Here is a 15,377-nt window from a genome sequence, read left to right on the forward strand (position 1 = left end):
TTCTGTATGCAAAACCTTCAACAAATATCCCCTTTCCCTCAAGCACTGTTAGTGATAGGGGAGCGCCATTGGCAGGCGCTGTCAGAGCACGATTTATTTGAGGCCCAATGGCAAGTGCATAAAGCGCAACTATGTCGAGTGTTCGGTTTGAGCGACTTCGTGGCGCGTCAATGTATTCAGCACCCGAGCTTCGTGGGTGAGCTACTTTCATTACTCGAAGACAATAACCAGCAACCAGATTACCCCGCTTTACTGGATGCTGCATTAGAACACGTTACCACTGAAGATCAGCTACATAAAACGTTGCGCTTGTTTCGCCATTTACATATGGCCCTTATCACATGGGCCGACGTGACCAACACCCAAACGATTGAAGAATCACTTAAACGCGTGTCGGCATTATCTCAAGCGCTTATCGTACACGCCAGCTTATGGCTGAAAAATGACTTATCTAAACGCTTTGGTTTGCCCATGGGGAATTTGGGCGAACAACCTATGTACATCATCGGCATGGGTAAACTCGGTGGCCGTGAACTTAACTTTTCATCAGACATCGATTTGATTTTCACCTATCCAGAACAAGGCATGACCCAAGGTGGCCGCAAGTCTATCGAGCACCAGCAGTTTTTTACTAAACTAGCGCAAAAACTGATCACAGCATTGCATCAAATCACCGTAGATGGCCAAGTGTATCGGGTCGATATGCGCCTGCGTCCTTTTGGCGAAAGTGGCCCTCTGGTGATGCATTTTGCCGCTATGGAGGACTACTACCAAGAACAAGGTCGCGAGTGGGAACGCTACGCCATGGTGAAAGGCCGAATACTAAACCCTGACGCCACTTACTACCCAGAAATTGCCAACATACTGAGGCCGTTTATCTATCGCCGTTACTTGGATTACAGTGCGCTAGATTCACTTCGCAAGATGAAAGCGATGATTAAAAAAGAAGTACGCAGACGTCAACTTAGTAACAACATTAAGCTTGGCCAAGGCGGTATTCGTGAAGCCGAATTTGTTGTGCAAAGTTTGCAGCTTATTCGTGGCGGTCGAGAGCCTGCACTACAAGAACAAGGGTTGCTGCATAATCTGCAGGTCCTGATTGATATGGAAATATTGCCTGAGGACGACGCCAGTGCATTGAAAAACAGCTATTTATGGCTGCGCAAGGTAGAGCACTGTTTACAGCAATTTGACGATAAGCAAACCCAAGTCCTTCCCGACAACGATATCGATGAATTGCGCTTAATCACCATACTCGGGCTAAAAGATTATTCACACTTTACGCAGCAGCTAAGGGAACATACACACCTTATTCATGAACAATTCCTATTGTTAATTGGTGAAGATGCCGCGCCTGAACTTGTCAAAGACGATGACATCCTTTCCCCCCTAGAAGACTTATGGTTATTACCTTTAGCACCTGAAGAGCAATTGGAAATACTCAGTGCTTGGCTCTCCACCGAGCAAGCTGAACTGTTTAATTCATCACTTGTGGCCTTTGGTAATAACTTAAGTGCGAGTCGCATTGGTCAGCGTGGCGAAAACATTTTAAACAAACTGATACCTCAGTTGTTGCTGATTATTTTGCAACAAGCACCAGACGCAGCAAGTCATAGCCTAAATCGTTGCTTACAGGTTTTTCGCGCTATTTATGGGCGCACAGCCTACTTAGATTTGCTGTTTGAAAACCAAGGGGCGTTAAAGCAATTGGTGAGCTTATGTTCTGCCAGCCCGTGGGTAACTGAGCAGATCAGCCGCTTTCCGCTGCTTCTGGATGAATTGCTTAATCCTGCTCAGTTGGTTAACCCGACGCAGCTGACCGAATATAGCGCTGAACTTAGATTGGCCATGTTGCGCATTGATGAAACAGACCTTGAACAGCAAATGGAAGCCTTGCGCCAATTTAAACTGTGCCAGCAGCTGAAAATTGCCGCCGCCGATATTACAGGGGCATTACCTGTGATGAAGGTGAGTGACCACCTTACCTACTTAGCCCAAAGTATTGTCAGGCAAGTGGTTAATTTGGCATGGCAACAAATGACCGAAAAATACGGTGAACCCGATTACGCTGATCTGCCCAACGAGCAACACGATATGCTCAGTCGCGGCTTTGCTGTTATTGGTTACGGTAAGTTAGGGGGATATGAGCTGGGATATGGTTCTGATCTCGATCTGGTTTTTCTGCATAATTGCACCAGCAGAGCGCCAACCAACGGCCCGAAAGCCATAGAATCTGGGTTGTTTTATCTTAAACTTGCACAACGGATCTTACACTTATTCAACACTAAGACCGCGTCGGGTCAGTTGTATGAAGTTGATATGCGATTGCGCCCCTCTGGTAATGCAGGATTGCTGGTTTGCCATATTGATGGGTTTAGCGAATACCAAACTCAAACAGCATGGACGTGGGAGCACCAAGCGCTTACTCGCGCTCGCTTTATTGTGGGCAGCCCTAGCCTTGCCCAAGAATTTTCGGTGGTGCGCCATCAAATACTCGCCCAAAAACGTGACCTTGGGCCACTGCGAGAGAGCGTTGCTAGTATGCGTGAGAAAATGCGCAAGCATTTGGGCTCATCAACCAAGTCAGGATTTGATTTAAAGCAGGATTTCGGTGGGATCGCCGACATTGAATTTATCGTTCAGTATTATGTGTTGGCTTATGCCTGTGAATTTCCTGGGCTAACCAAATGGCCAGACAACGTAAGAATTTTGCAACAACTGCAATCAAGTGGGTTATTAAGCGTTGAAGACACCCAGCTACTCAATGATGCCTATTTAACCTACCGTAATACTAATCACAGGTTAGTACTTCAACAAGCTGACCAGGCACCAGATGCCAGTGAGTTTAGTGATTTACGCGATGGTGTGAATCGAATTTGGCAGCAGGTCTTTGTGAAACAAACATAGGTTTGAGGTATTAACTTACGACTTTGCAGTTCTGTTGCAGATACTTGCTGTTGACGTCGGTAATCACCAAAGATCGCTGCTTTGGGCACACATAGGTTTTGACGGTTCCGTCAAAATTGCTATCAATCGCCCGGCCGATTTCGTCTAGGCTACCTACAATTGAGTTATCAATTTGAAAGGGGTGTTTGATAATAAAATCCCGGTTAAGCTCCCAAATCACTTGCATCCCTTCAGATTGCGCATAAGTAATGATGCTGTCTCGCAGGGTACTACCGGCTTTAAAAGAACGGTGTTTGTATTCCCCAACCCAGTTAGCAGGTAATGGCTTTTGCAGGCTTTCCATTCTTTTCAAACGTTCAGCCAGGGGCGTATCGGATATATTCACCACATTAACGAAATCGCCGATGCTCTCTTCTCTGGGGTGGCGAGACGACAAGCGGTACTCAGCGTAAAAATCAGTCATGTTTTGCGACACGGATTTAGGGCCTTCTCCCCCTTCAGGAATGGGCGCATTCACATTTATTTGTTGCAGTACAATCACAAACACAGCAATTAATATAAGCGCTAGCGCCAATAACGCGTGGCGCCACCATACAAATGACTGAGATTCACTGGGATTGTATTTCATGGATACCTTGTTACTCACATCGCCTACTTATCAAAACTGCACTTGATTAAATGTACGCTAAAATTAAACCGCAACGCACCCAGCGGGATATTAGTCATAAAGCGACGGGTCGCTCTTGTTGGGACGCGTCTTAAACCGTTTGTGCATCCACAAATATTGCTCGGGCGCTTCTAAAACGAGTGATTCAACCATTTTATTCATTCGCGCTACATCTTCTTTATCGTCACCAGAGGGAAAATTCTCCAGCCCTGGGACCACTTTAATTTTGTAACCGCTGGCCGTTTTAATCGGCGCAAGAAATACGGTCTCACAGTTCGCTTCTTTTGCAAATAACAAAGAGCCGGTTGTGGTGGCGGTGTGTTCTACCGCAAAAAAGGGGGCAAATTCACATTTAGTGCGGCCGTAATCTTGGTCAGGTAGGTAAAAGCACACTTCTCCCTCGTTCAACGCTTGAATGAGCCCGCGTACATCTCGCTTGTGTATCATATATTTGTTTGAGCGGTTTCTGCCGTGGTATTGCATGTACTCCATTAGCGGGTTGTTGTGTCTGCGATAAAAAGCCACAGAGGGGTTTCGAAGCCCTGCCACACGCACGGCAAACTCTAAGTTCATATTATGAATCGCATACGCCAAAACACCTTTACCTTTAGCCAAGATAGCGTCGATGTGCTCGTATCCTTCAAACTCACTCATTTTTTCGATACGCCAAGTCGGCCACCACCACCCCATGCTGGCCTCAAGGATCGCCATGCCCGCGTTATCAAGATTGGCATCAAGTATTTTTTGGCGTGCCGCAGGTGTGTAATCGGGAAAACACAATGCTAAATTTCGTTTAGCAATGTTTACGCGTTTCTTTGCAAATACCAACAACAGCTTTCCTAGCCCTTTGCCAACATAGGTTTGTAGACGATAGGGTAACCAAGATATTGCATACAATAAAACGATCCCCACCCAGGTTAGCCAAAACCGAGGATGAAAAAATGCAAGCGTAAACGTGGGGGCTTGAACGAAAGACGGACTCAAGGTCGGCTCCGGTGGATCAAAAGTGTCGGCTATTGTAATCGACTAAAGACTGATTGCTAGTGACCGTTTCGTGATTAAAATACTCCATATAGTCCAAATTTCGTACACCAACGTTAAACAGCGCCTATTTAACTGGGTATATATTTTCATTTACTTTACTCTATATGTATTGAAATGGATTTTTTTTGGCGCTTGCCTGTACCGTTAAGAAATACGTCCAAGCTCGAACAAAACGGTAGAATCTTAATTATTCGGAACATATATGCCACGACTAAACCTGCTAGACGCGTACTACTGTGGATTAGAAGCCGTAAGTAGCGCGACACTGCACATAACCAAAGATCAAATCGTATTGTTTGCGAATGAAGCTGCTTGCGAGCTGTTTGGGCTAGACAGCAAATCGTTGATTAATATGCCGGTCGAGCGGTTATTGGAGAATTTTTACTCTAGCAATGATCATGCATTGAATAATAATCTGTTCTACTCAGAAGCCAAGGGCAACAAGCTGCTTGAGGGCATATTCAAATGCACACTTGCAAGCGGCGAATACCTCATAGCACAAGCCAGTGTTAAATCTGTTGATTGGCTTGATGATGACTCCTCATACGTCGTCACGATTGACCCAGACAATGTTCGCCCTCCTTCGGGCAATGAAATTTACGACATCATTCACCGCATTAACGTAGCCACTACCGTGGCTCAAATTGGTATTTGGGAGTTCAACCTTGATGAGCAAAAACTCATATGGGACGAGCAAATGTATACGCTATATGGTTGCAACCCCAAGGTCGTTAGTGGTGAATTAAGTCAGTGGAGTGATTTGCTTCACCCTGACGATAAAGAAGAAGCGCTGAGTGCCTTAAATCATTCTTTAACGAAGATTGCTAAACTTGATATTGCCTTTCGTATTATTACTCCCTGTGGCGAAACTCGGCATATGCGCGCCTTTGCTAGGCCATTGCGCAGCCCAACGGGCAATGTGGCGAAGATTATCGGAGTAAATTACGACATTGGTGCACAGAAGCAACACCAGCAATGGTTGGAAAATGGGCTGCAAAGCAACGAACTGTTTATTAAAGTTTTACGAGAAACTGACAACGCTGTCATCATCACGGACGAGAACGTCAAAATAAAATGGGTCAACCCGGGCTTCACTCGTATCACAGGATATTACCTTGAGGAAATCTTAGGTAAAAACCCTGGCCACGTGCTGCAAGGTTCGCAAAGCAACCCTGACAAAATAGCCATTATGCGCAGTGCCGTTGAAAAACGAGAACGATTCAATGTGGAAATTCTCAACTATCGCAAAGACGGCGAGCATATTTGGTTGAAAATCAATAGTCACCCTATGTACCTAGGCGGCAAGTTTAACGGTTTCATTGCCATCCAAAGTGATATCACCGAGCAGAAAAATGCAGAGTTAGCTCTGCTTAAAGCCAATAAGATTCAAAAAGCCATACTTGATAGTGCTCACCTGTTAATGATTTCATGTGATGCGCAAGGCAAAATACTGACCTGCAATCAAACTGTAGAAAAAGCACTGGGCTATACCAAAGCAGAACTAAAACAAAGCGGCAATATTCAGCAGTTTATGATGCAAAATGAGCTGATTGATTTCATGCAAGTCAGCACCCAGCGACAAGGTTCATCACTCGACGCCTTCTTCTATCTAGCCTCTCAAGGGCAAGTGGATGAAAATCAGTGGACGTTCGTAACCAAAAACAATGTTCAAGTTCCTATGGAGGTCACGGTTACCGGGGTCATGTCACCCGATAATCAGGTAGAACGCTACTTACTCGTTGGCCGAGATATCAGCCAAATTAAGCAATTTGAAAAAGAGCGCCGCCACCAACAAGATTTACTAGAAACCACAGGCGAAATGGCTAATCTGGGAGGTTGGGCCTTAAATCTTGAGACCGATGAAGTCACTTGGTCAGACCAAGTTTACCGGATTCATGAATTACCGGTCGGTTCAGATGTAGACCTCTCCAGCGCGATGAAGTTTTATCCTGAGGATGTTCGCCCATTAGTGCAAAAAGCCATTGATAGCTCCATAGCTGCCGGCAAAAAGTGGGATCTGCAGGTTCCTTTTATTACGGCCAAAGGTAAACATATTTGGGTCCGAGCTGTTGGCTATGCAGAATATCAAAACGGTCGACCTGTTGTATTGAGAGGCGCTTTTCAAGATATCACCGAAATGAAAAAAGCCGAAGAGCAAGCCAAAGAAGCGAGCCGCGCGAAAAGCGAATTTTTGGCTAACATGAGCCATGAAATACGTACTCCTATCAATGGGATCGTTGGTATGAACGACTTATTGCTAGCCACTGAATTAACCGACAAACAGCGTCATTTTGCTGAATTGGTGCACAGTAGTAGTGAATCTTTATTGTTACTGATCAACGATATCCTAGATTTTTCTAAAATCGAGGCAGGCAAATTAAGTATTGAGTCTATCTACTTTGATCTACATCTTTTGTTGGGCAATATTATTGATACATTTGCTAGTCGCGCCCAACAAAAAGGGCTTGAGCTCGTGTTCGATTTGCAGATGGATGTGCCCCAATGGATAACAAGCGATCCCGGTCGTATACGGCAAATTTTGAACAACCTATTAGGTAATGCCATCAAGTTTACTCATCACGGTGAAGTCATTATGCGGGTTGCACTAGAGGGGGATAATCAACTTAAATTCTTCGTGCAAGATACCGGGATTGGCATTCACGAAGATAATCAAAAAGCGTTGTTCTCTAAATTTATGCAGGTTGATTCATCAACCACACGCCACTTCGGTGGCACAGGGCTCGGGTTGGCCATCAGCAAACAATTGAGTGAACTTTTAGGTGGCACAGTCGGCGTATCTAGTCAGTGGCAACAAGGCTCCACTTTTTGGTTTACCATAGCGCCTGAAGCGTTGAACGAAAACCAAATACAATTTAGTCCGTTGTTTCCTGAGCGCGAAGCGCCGCTGCAAGTTTTATTGGTAGATGACAACCCCACGTTAAGCACAGTTTTAGGTAAATGGCTCACGTCAAATAACATGGTGGTACAACACGCTGAGAGTGCATCAAGTGCGTTAAAAGCACTCAGACAGTCGCATCTAAAAACGACGAAAATAGACGTCGCATTAATTGATAGTAATTTGGCTGGCATTAATGGAATTGAACTCACCAAAGCGATCCGCAGCAACGACCTCTTTGCCAAGTTACACATCATATTGATGACGCCCCACGACTGGCTTGAGAAGGGTACGTCAAGCCAACTAGCTGACCCTGTTAGTTATATAGCGAAACCGGTTAAGCCAGAGACACTCAAAGGAGCGTTTACTGGAGCATTGGAAAACGGCGATAACACCAAGCTCATTACCGCCCTACCCGAGACCAAACTACTCAACAAATATCGCCAAGCGCCACATATTTTATTGGTAGAAGATAACTTTATTAATCAACAAGTGGTTATTGAGATGCTTAAAAAGCTGCACTGCAGCGTACAGGTGGCTGAGAATGGCCAAGAAGCAATTCATACTTTGGAAGAATCAGAAGCGAAATTTGATGCGATATTGATGGATTGCCAAATGCCCATCATGGACGGCTATGAGGCGAGTCGTACCATCCGCAAAAGTCAGCATAGTAATTACGCGTCAACGTTGCCTATCATCGCATTGACCGCCAATGCCATGAAGGGAGATAAAGAAGCCTGCTTAGCTGCTGGCATGAATGCTTATTTGACTAAGCCAATCGTGTTAACTGAGTTGAGGGCTGAGCTCATCAAGTGGTTAGCTTAACAAGCACCAGTATGCGCTATGGTTTAATAATCATTGGCTATGGCGTTTAATTTTTTCTCGAATTGCTGCATGTGCTCTTCTTTTTCATAATCAAAGTGATACTGGTTATGAAAACCGAAGCGCAGCTTCACTTGCTGATCTTCCATAAAGATGGTGTAGCCATCGTAGTCACTAAATGCGGTGACGCCACCCAGAAAGTAGCCATCTCCTTTCTTTTCTCCGTTTTCACGGATCTTTTCGAATATTGATAGAATAAATTTACTGTCCATTTCGTTTTTCATGTTGCCGCCTTTCGTTGCTTATTCAGGGTATTTGCATTCTTAACATACGAGGTTTGCAATAATTACGCCCAATTAAAATTGATAAACACATACCCATAAAATGTTTGCACCCACGCCTACAAACGCACCATACCTGTAGTCATGCGGGCAAAATTGAGCTTTATCAATATATTAGTCACAAATTTTTTAACGTACTACTGGATCATTTGTAGTGTGTGATCAACGTAAAAATGGGACAGTGCAACGAAAAAGTCACTCACCGAGTGATACAAAAAAGCCACTGGAAAAAACAGTGGCTTACAAGTTTGCATAATGTGACTCTCAGCTTAGCAATGCACTAATCAACCAGTGCCTGATAAGCCATATTTTTGAAGTCCTTATTGTACGAGAAGAAACTCGAGGGCATTAATTGGGTCATAGCGATGACAATCATTTGCTCTTTTGGATCAATTCTAAAGTAAGTTGAAGCCGCACCAGCCCAACCATAGTCGCCTTTAGAACCCATCGTATTTGCGCCCTGTTCGTCGACCGTAACAGACATAGCAAGTCCATAACCTTCACCTGTCGAAGAGGGTTCAAACGGGATCAGACTCGCTGGTAAGTGGTTAGTGCGCATATACTCTACGGTTTTACGACCCAGAATACGCTTTCCTTTGTATTCCCCGCCATTTAACAGCATTTGAGCGAATGTATAGTAATCTGCGATGGTTGACACTAAACCACCGCCACCTGATTCGATTTCAGGGGCAGACAAGTAATCACCCAGAGGTTCATTCTCCATAGGAACGGTTTGACCTTGCTGATTGATGACATAAATTTGTGCTAAACGATCTTGCTTACTTTTCGGCACATAAAACCCCGTGTCACTCATTTTGAGCGGTTTGAAGATATGCTGTTCGAAGTATTCTCCCAAGGTTTGCCCCGACAAGCGTTCCACTAATGCACCTATAATGTCGGTACCTATGCTGTAATTCCACTTCGTTCCGGGTTGATGATTAAGCGGTAACTTTGCGACCTCTTTCAGCAGGTCTTCACGCTTTGTTTCACCGGAAAAAAGTGCCGACTGTTGGTATAACTTATCCACTGGGCTTTGACTAAAGCCATAGCTGAAACCAGCAGAATGGGTGAACAGCTGCTTGATGGTCATCACCTTGTTGGTATCTTCAAGGATCATATTCTCACCATCCATTCCAGCGAACACCTTCAGGTTTGCCAACTCTGGTAAGTACTTACTGACCGGATCGTTCATCTGAAATTTACCTTGCTCCCACAAGGTCAATGCGGCAACAGCGGTAATAGGTTTTGTCATGGAGTAGATACGAAAAATCGTGTCTTCTGTCATAGGCGTTTTAGCCTCACGATCCCTAAAACCCACACCTTCAAGGTGAACCACTTTGCCTTTTCGCGCGACCAAGGTGAGTGTGCCAGCAAGCTTTTGCTCGTCCACAAACGCTTGCATCACGGGCTCGATACGTTCTAAACGCGCTTCTGACATACCGACTTTCTCAGGGTTAGTAGTGCGGATGTCGGCAAATGCATTGGTTGCCAGTAAAGTACTGGCAACGCAGGCGAGTAAAAATTGTTTGGTTTTTTTCATGTATGACCTGTTTTTATATAGTGCGTCGATTGAGAACTATAGGATATATCATACTAATGTGACAAATCATCAGAGATACCAATGAAACACCATCACCACGACAAATGTATTACGCTGACATAAGTTTATCAGCAACGAGCGTATTTCTTGGTTATGTATGGCCTAGCTGCTTTTGACCCACATGCCATCATCATTTTTGTGAAAAGACTGCTTCACAGCTGACCAAGCCACCTTATGGGAGACTTCTTCACGACCTTGCTTGCCACGTCTATCATCTGGGTCTTTGTATTCGTCCCAGGCATTATTGAAAGCAGCGAGATAAATATCTTGGGCATGAGGGGGCAACACATTTTGTACACTTTCGGGGAGGTCTCTATGTGAATCGTATGGCATGGGATGATCCTTCTTTTCGTCACAATTGAAAACGTGAATAAAGCAAAAAGGATTCCGATAATTTGGTCATTTACAATGGTGAGTCGCAACGCCTGCCAATAGTGATTATGCAAGATGTGACGTTAAGATATCACAAGAAACCCTGCTAACATTCTCTCCTAAAACTTAAGTAAATAGCACAACAGAGTAGCAAAATTTACAAAGGATTATTTACCACGAACAGCATTGATGACCTTGCTTGCTAGCGTGACCACAAGTAACACTAAACCACCAGCAATAATGCCCACGACGCCGTCTGCTACTACAGGTAAAATACCTGCCAGCGCACCGCCGTTCTCAGTAACTGGATACAACACATCCCCAACAATGTGATGAATGAAAGGCACGCTATGTACCACAATGCCCCCTCCTACAAGAAACATGGCTGCAGTACCAATAATAGCTAAGCTTTTCATCAACATAGGTGCAATAATTAGCAAGCTTCGGCCGATGAAACGCTGAATTGTATTAAACGAGCCGGACACCGATTTTCTCAGCATGTATAAACCCGCATCGTCAAGTTTTACGATCCCTGCAACCAAACCGTAAACCCCAATCGTTATAGCAATCGCAAGTGCCGAGACCACTGCGATTTGCGTTGTGAGCGGTTGGTCTTGTACCGTACCTAAGACAATCACTACAATTTCTGCAGATAGGATAAAATCCGTTCGGATGGCCCCTTTAATCTTGTCTTTTTCAAGAGCGACCAAATCGACTTTAGGATCGGCAATCGCATTCAATTGGGCCTGATGCTCTGCTTCCCGTTCTTCTTCACTGTGCAGCCATTTGTGAGCAACTTTTTCGAACCCTTCAAAACATAAATACAAACCACCAATCACCAGCAACACAACAATAAGCCAAGGAAGAAACGCGCTTATCAGTAAGGCTGAGGGTACCAAAATTAACTTATTTAAGAACGAGCCCTTCGCCACAGCCCATACAACCGGAAGCTCACGTTCAGCTTTAACTCCGGATACTTGCTCGGCATTTAAGGCTAAGTCGTCGCCTAACACACCGGCTGTTTTCTTGGCAGCCACTTTTGATAACACGGCTACATCATCAAGAATGGTAGCAATGTCATCAATCAATGCGAGTAGGTTTGCAGCGGCCATGCTTGGCTCCTAAATATAAATCGAAAAAAAGTTCAGTGTAAATTTACTGCGCTAATCACCTATATGCAGCGGTTTAGCGTTATCCACTTGGGGCGTCAACATAGCACTGAGGGGAATTAACTGTACATCGTCTTGGGCTAACGTTGGTAGCCTTTTTTTCAGGTAGGCAATCGTCTGCATATGAGGGTGACCAATCGCCAGAGAGCGCCCGTATTTACGCGCTCTTTTGACCAATATATTAAACTGGCGCTCTATTTTTGCTTCGGATAAGTCGTTATCCAAGAATACATGTCGCCGCAGTGCTGGCACCTTCGTTTGCTTGGCAATAGCTTCTGCTTGGGTCAATGCCGTTGTGCGACTGTCGACAAAAATGAGCCCGTGACGATGTAAGTAGCTCATGGTGGTGCGCATCGGGGTTTCTAACTGTGTTAAACGACTCCCCATATGATTATTCAATCCCAGTGCATTGGGCACACTGGCAAACGCATCATTTAAGGTTTGCACAATCCGCTTATCACTCATACTGGCCAACAACACGTTTGACTCTTGCTTGATACCCGCCATCGACTCCATCGGCATGTGCAGTAGGAATTCTCGGTGCTGCTCGTGCGCCATCAGGGCGTATTTTTGGCTTAGATGCTTGTGAGGCAAAATCGAAATAGCAACGTTAATGGGTAACCCCAAGGCTGCTGCATCTCGATGACTGTTGTTGCCAACGTCATCAATGATAATAGCGATCTGCGCGCTTAGCGCCGCCGAAGTCGGGAGCAAAGTCAGCAAGAGCGATATGCACCAGAGGTGGAATGAAAAGTTCAACATATGACCAGAGCGCCCATTAAAGCTTAATCCATTGCGTGGGGTTAACAGGGTCGCCCTTGTAGCGAATTTCAAAATATAAATTAGGGGAGGTTTGCCCGCCACTTTGACCAACAAGCGCAATGGGCTCACCAGCGGCCACGGTATCACCGGCCTGATGCAGTAAAGCTTGATTGTGGCCATACAAGCTCATGTAGCCATTACCGTGATCGAGTACAGTGACCAAACCAAAGCCCCGCAACCAATCAGCGTACAGAACTTTACCATGGTGGATCGCGATAACATTACTGCCTGCATTTCCCTCAACAATAATGCCTTTCCAGCGTATCTGCCCCTCACGTTTTGTACCAAATAATTTGCGCACTCGGCCATCTGCTGGTTTCAACAATTTGCCTTTTAGTTTGGCTAAACCGTCGAAGCTGGTCGGTTTTTGGGCTGCCAAGCGCTCCGCTTCAGCGATGGCTTTTCGTAGATTTTGCTCATTTGCTTGCAGTTCTTCAATTTTGGCCGCATCGCTTTCAATGGCAGACTGTAATTTGCTTAACGTCTGCTTACGGCTCTTTTGCCCTTGATTTAGCGTGGCTTGTTGCGCTTGCTGGCGATCGAGCAGATTTTGTAGGCTGTCTTGCTTTTCAATCAAGGTTAGATTGACCTGTGTCAGCTCTTTACCCAGTAGCAAAAACTCGTCAATTAATTCACGACGCGCCTCATTCAGGTATTGATAATAGGTGATGGTGCGCTCGAACTTGCCTGGGTTTTCTTGATTAAGTAGCATCTTGGCGTAGTCATGGTTGCCTGTCATAAACGCGCTACGAATTTGTCTGGCTAGCACATCTTGTTGCTGGGCTAATTTTTGCTGAATATCACTTTGGCGTTTTTTAAGCCTTTTTTGCTCTTGCTGATTGTCCTTAAGCTCTTGCTCAGTGGCATTGAGTGCCGTCGCCGCTTTGGCGATCTTCAGTTCAATTTGCTTTAAATCAGATTGTAAACTTTTCGCTTTTGCTAACTGCTGGGCAACGTGTTGCTGCTTTTGCTTTATCTGTTTTTGCAGTGCTTGTAGTTCATCTTTGGACTGACCGTTGGCATAAATGGGTAACAAGCAAACAAACAAAAAGCACCATAAGCATGGTGCTTTTGTCTGTTTCAACCATAACAACAATGGTAGCAAAGGAATTACTTAACCAGAGTAACTATAGGCTTGCCGGTCATTTCTGCGGGTTGTTCCATCCCCATCAAATGCAACATGGTGGGTGCAACATCACTTAAGGTGCCGCCTGAACGGGCTGTGGTTTCCTGCCCTACATGCCAAAACGGTACGAGCTCACTGGTATGCGCCGTGTGCGCTTGGCCAGTGGTTTCATCTGCCATTTTCTCGGCATTACCATGGTCAGCTGTGATTAAGCAGTCACCACCGACTTTTTTGATGGCTTCAACTACTCGCCCAATGCAGGTATCAACGGCTTCACATGCTTTAACCGCAGCGTCGAAGTTACCTGTGTGCCCCACCATATCACCGTTAGGGTAATTACAAATGATTGCATCAAACTTGCCAGATTCAACAGCTTCAACCAGTTTGTCAGTCAGTTCAGTTGAGTTCATTTCAGGTTGTAAGTCATATGTCGCGACTTTTGGTGACGGGATCAATATACGCTCTTCACCTTCGTATAAATCCTCTTTGCCCCCACTGTAGAAAAACGTTACATGGGCAAACTTTTCAGTTTCAGAAATACGTAACTGGGTCTTGCCGTGATTAGCCAACCATTCACCCATTACATTTACCAAAGCAACCGGCGGATATGCTGCTGGTGCGTCAATACTTTCGGCATACTGAGTGAGCATCACAAATGCACTTAAATCGATGTGCTCGCCTTTCTCGAAATCGCTGAAATCTTTTTCCACAAATGGACGGCTAATTTCACGGGCGCGATCCGCTCTGAAGTTCATGAAGACTAACGCATCACCATCTTCAATTGGCGCAGCATCACCAATAACAGTAGGTTGCATAAACTCATCGTTTTCATCGCGGCTGTAAGAATTTTCTAACCCTTCAATAGCGCTGGCTACGTTGAACGCGCCTTCACCTTTAGCGATAACCTTGTATGCTTTTTCGACGCGATCCCAACGTGAATCACGATCCATAGCGTAGTAACGGCCAACCAGAGTGGCGGTTTTACCCACGCCCAATTCTTCGAATACTTTGTCGGCAGCTTCAAGTGGTGCTTTGGCGCTGCGCGGAGGGGTGTCGCGGCCATCTAAGAAGGCATGCAAGAAAATTTTCTTCGCGCCGCGCTTGGCAGCCAGTTTAATCATGGCGAAAATATGGTCTTGGTGACTGTGAACGCCACCCGGCGAAAGAAGCCCCATGATGTGCACGGCTTTGTCTTGCTTGATGGCTTTGTCGACGTTACTCACCAAAACCTCGTTTTCGAAAAAATCCCCGTCTTCAATGGCTTTCGTTACGCGCGTAAAATCTTGATATACCACGCGACCTGCGCCTAAATTAACGTGACCCACTTCCGAGTTCCCCATTTGCCCACCTGGCAAACCTACATCCATACCGGAGGCGGATATCAAGGTATTGGTAGTTTCTTTGGTAAAGCGGTCAAGCACGGGAGTCTTGGCATGGGCGATAGCGTTATTGGTGGTGTCTTCTCTGTGACCCCAGCCATCCATAATAATAAGGGCTACCGTTTTTTTGCTTTGGCTCATGTTTGTCTCCGCTAAATAAGATTGTAAAAGTTAACTTGGGGGCAGATAGATAGAATACAAAGTGCAAGTAAGCACTTTACCACCGCAGGCG

General features: G+C 45.3%; 11 protein-coding genes. 2 read left to right on the top strand and 9 right to left on the bottom strand.

The features are described 5' to 3' along the window. The first annotated feature begins 6 nt into the window (after nucleotides 1-6). Complete coding sequence (gene glnE / locus AC0VYA_RS18185; RefSeq protein ID WP_475489206.1) at nucleotides 7-2,907, top strand: bifunctional [glutamate--ammonia ligase]-adenylyl-L-tyrosine phosphorylase/[glutamate--ammonia-ligase] adenylyltransferase; 2,901 nt, start codon at nucleotides 7-9, stop codon at nucleotides 2,905-2,907. Between the two features lie 10 nt (nucleotides 2,908-2,917). Here the strand turns inward: glnE and AC0VYA_RS18190 are convergent, their stop codons facing one another. Together AC0VYA_RS18190 and lpxL are read right to left on the bottom strand one after the other, a co-directional pair. Then, complete coding sequence (locus AC0VYA_RS18190; RefSeq protein WP_475489207.1) at nucleotides 2,918-3,535, bottom strand: toxin co-regulated pilus biosynthesis Q family protein; 618 nt, start codon at nucleotides 3,533-3,535, stop codon at nucleotides 2,918-2,920. A 90-nt stretch (nucleotides 3,536-3,625) separates the two neighbouring features. Then, nucleotides 3,626-4,558: an LpxL/LpxP family Kdo(2)-lipid IV(A) lauroyl/palmitoleoyl acyltransferase gene (gene lpxL, locus AC0VYA_RS18195; RefSeq protein ID WP_473476026.1), complete on the bottom strand. Its 933-nt coding sequence runs from the start codon at nucleotides 4,556-4,558 to the stop codon at nucleotides 3,626-3,628. Nucleotides 4,559-4,820: 262 nt separating this feature from the next. On the opposite strand from lpxL, the gene AC0VYA_RS18200 reads away from it, so the two are divergent. Next, nucleotides 4,821-8,339, top strand: a complete 3,519-nt coding sequence (locus AC0VYA_RS18200) for a PAS domain-containing hybrid sensor histidine kinase/response regulator (RefSeq protein WP_475489208.1) — start codon at nucleotides 4,821-4,823, stop codon at nucleotides 8,337-8,339. 23 nt (nucleotides 8,340-8,362) lie between these two features. On the opposite strand, the gene AC0VYA_RS18205 is transcribed toward AC0VYA_RS18200, so the two are convergent. From AC0VYA_RS18205 to gpmI, 7 genes are all read right to left on the bottom strand, one after another. Further along, a complete protein-coding gene (locus AC0VYA_RS18205; RefSeq protein WP_011576332.1) occupies nucleotides 8,363-8,620 on the bottom strand; it encodes a DUF3081 domain-containing protein in 258 nt (85 codons plus the stop codon). A 337-nt stretch (nucleotides 8,621-8,957) separates the two neighbouring features. Next, nucleotides 8,958-10,217: a serine hydrolase domain-containing protein gene (locus AC0VYA_RS18210; RefSeq protein ID WP_475489209.1), complete on the bottom strand. Its 1,260-nt coding sequence runs from the start codon at nucleotides 10,215-10,217 to the stop codon at nucleotides 8,958-8,960. Nucleotides 10,218-10,379: 162 nt separating this feature from the next. Continuing rightward, complete coding sequence (locus AC0VYA_RS18215; RefSeq protein WP_475489210.1) at nucleotides 10,380-10,610, bottom strand: ChaB family protein; 231 nt, start codon at nucleotides 10,608-10,610, stop codon at nucleotides 10,380-10,382. A 206-nt stretch (nucleotides 10,611-10,816) separates the two neighbouring features. Then, the gene (locus AC0VYA_RS18220; protein WP_475489211.1) at nucleotides 10,817-11,761 is read right to left on the bottom strand and encodes a DUF808 domain-containing protein; all 945 of its coding nucleotides are present in this window, start codon (nucleotides 11,759-11,761) and stop codon (nucleotides 10,817-10,819) included. 51 nt (nucleotides 11,762-11,812) lie between these two features. Next, nucleotides 11,813-12,580, bottom strand: a complete 768-nt coding sequence (locus AC0VYA_RS18225; RefSeq protein ID WP_475489212.1) for a divergent polysaccharide deacetylase family protein — start codon at nucleotides 12,578-12,580, stop codon at nucleotides 11,813-11,815. 16 nt (nucleotides 12,581-12,596) lie between these two features. Beyond that, complete coding sequence (locus AC0VYA_RS18230; RefSeq protein WP_475489213.1) at nucleotides 12,597-13,688, bottom strand: murein hydrolase activator EnvC family protein; 1,092 nt, start codon at nucleotides 13,686-13,688, stop codon at nucleotides 12,597-12,599. Between the two features lie 62 nt (nucleotides 13,689-13,750). Then, nucleotides 13,751-15,286, bottom strand: coding sequence for a 2,3-bisphosphoglycerate-independent phosphoglycerate mutase (gene gpmI / locus AC0VYA_RS18235; protein ID WP_475489214.1), 1,536 nt, complete (start codon nucleotides 15,284-15,286; stop codon nucleotides 13,751-13,753). Between the last annotated feature and the right edge of the window lie 91 nt (nucleotides 15,287-15,377).

It is taken from the genome of Paraglaciecola sp. QJM3NY_14, from assembly GCF_056173245.1.

Coding starts and splice junctions, on each gene's coding strand:
- glnE (WP_475489206.1), top strand. CDS start 7: ATGCAAAACCTTCAACAAATATCCCCTTTCCCTCAAGCACTGTTAGTG.
- AC0VYA_RS18190 (WP_475489207.1), bottom strand. CDS start 3,535: ATGAAATACAATCCCAGTGAATCTCAGTCATTTGTATGGTGGCGCCAC.
- AC0VYA_RS18200 (WP_475489208.1), top strand. CDS start 4,821: ATGCCACGACTAAACCTGCTAGACGCGTACTACTGTGGATTAGAAGCC.
- AC0VYA_RS18205 (WP_011576332.1), bottom strand. CDS start 8,620: ATGAAAAACGAAATGGACAGTAAATTTATTCTATCAATATTCGAAAAG.
- AC0VYA_RS18210 (WP_475489209.1), bottom strand. CDS start 10,217: ATGAAAAAAACCAAACAATTTTTACTCGCCTGCGTTGCCAGTACTTTA.
- AC0VYA_RS18215 (WP_475489210.1), bottom strand. CDS start 10,610: ATGCCATACGATTCACATAGAGACCTCCCCGAAAGTGTACAAAATGTG.
- AC0VYA_RS18220 (WP_475489211.1), bottom strand. CDS start 11,761: ATGGCCGCTGCAAACCTACTCGCATTGATTGATGACATTGCTACCATT.
- AC0VYA_RS18225 (WP_475489212.1), bottom strand. CDS start 12,580: ATGTTGAACTTTTCATTCCACCTCTGGTGCATATCGCTCTTGCTGACT.
- gpmI (WP_475489214.1), bottom strand. CDS start 15,286: ATGAGCCAAAGCAAAAAAACGGTAGCCCTTATTATTATGGATGGCTGG.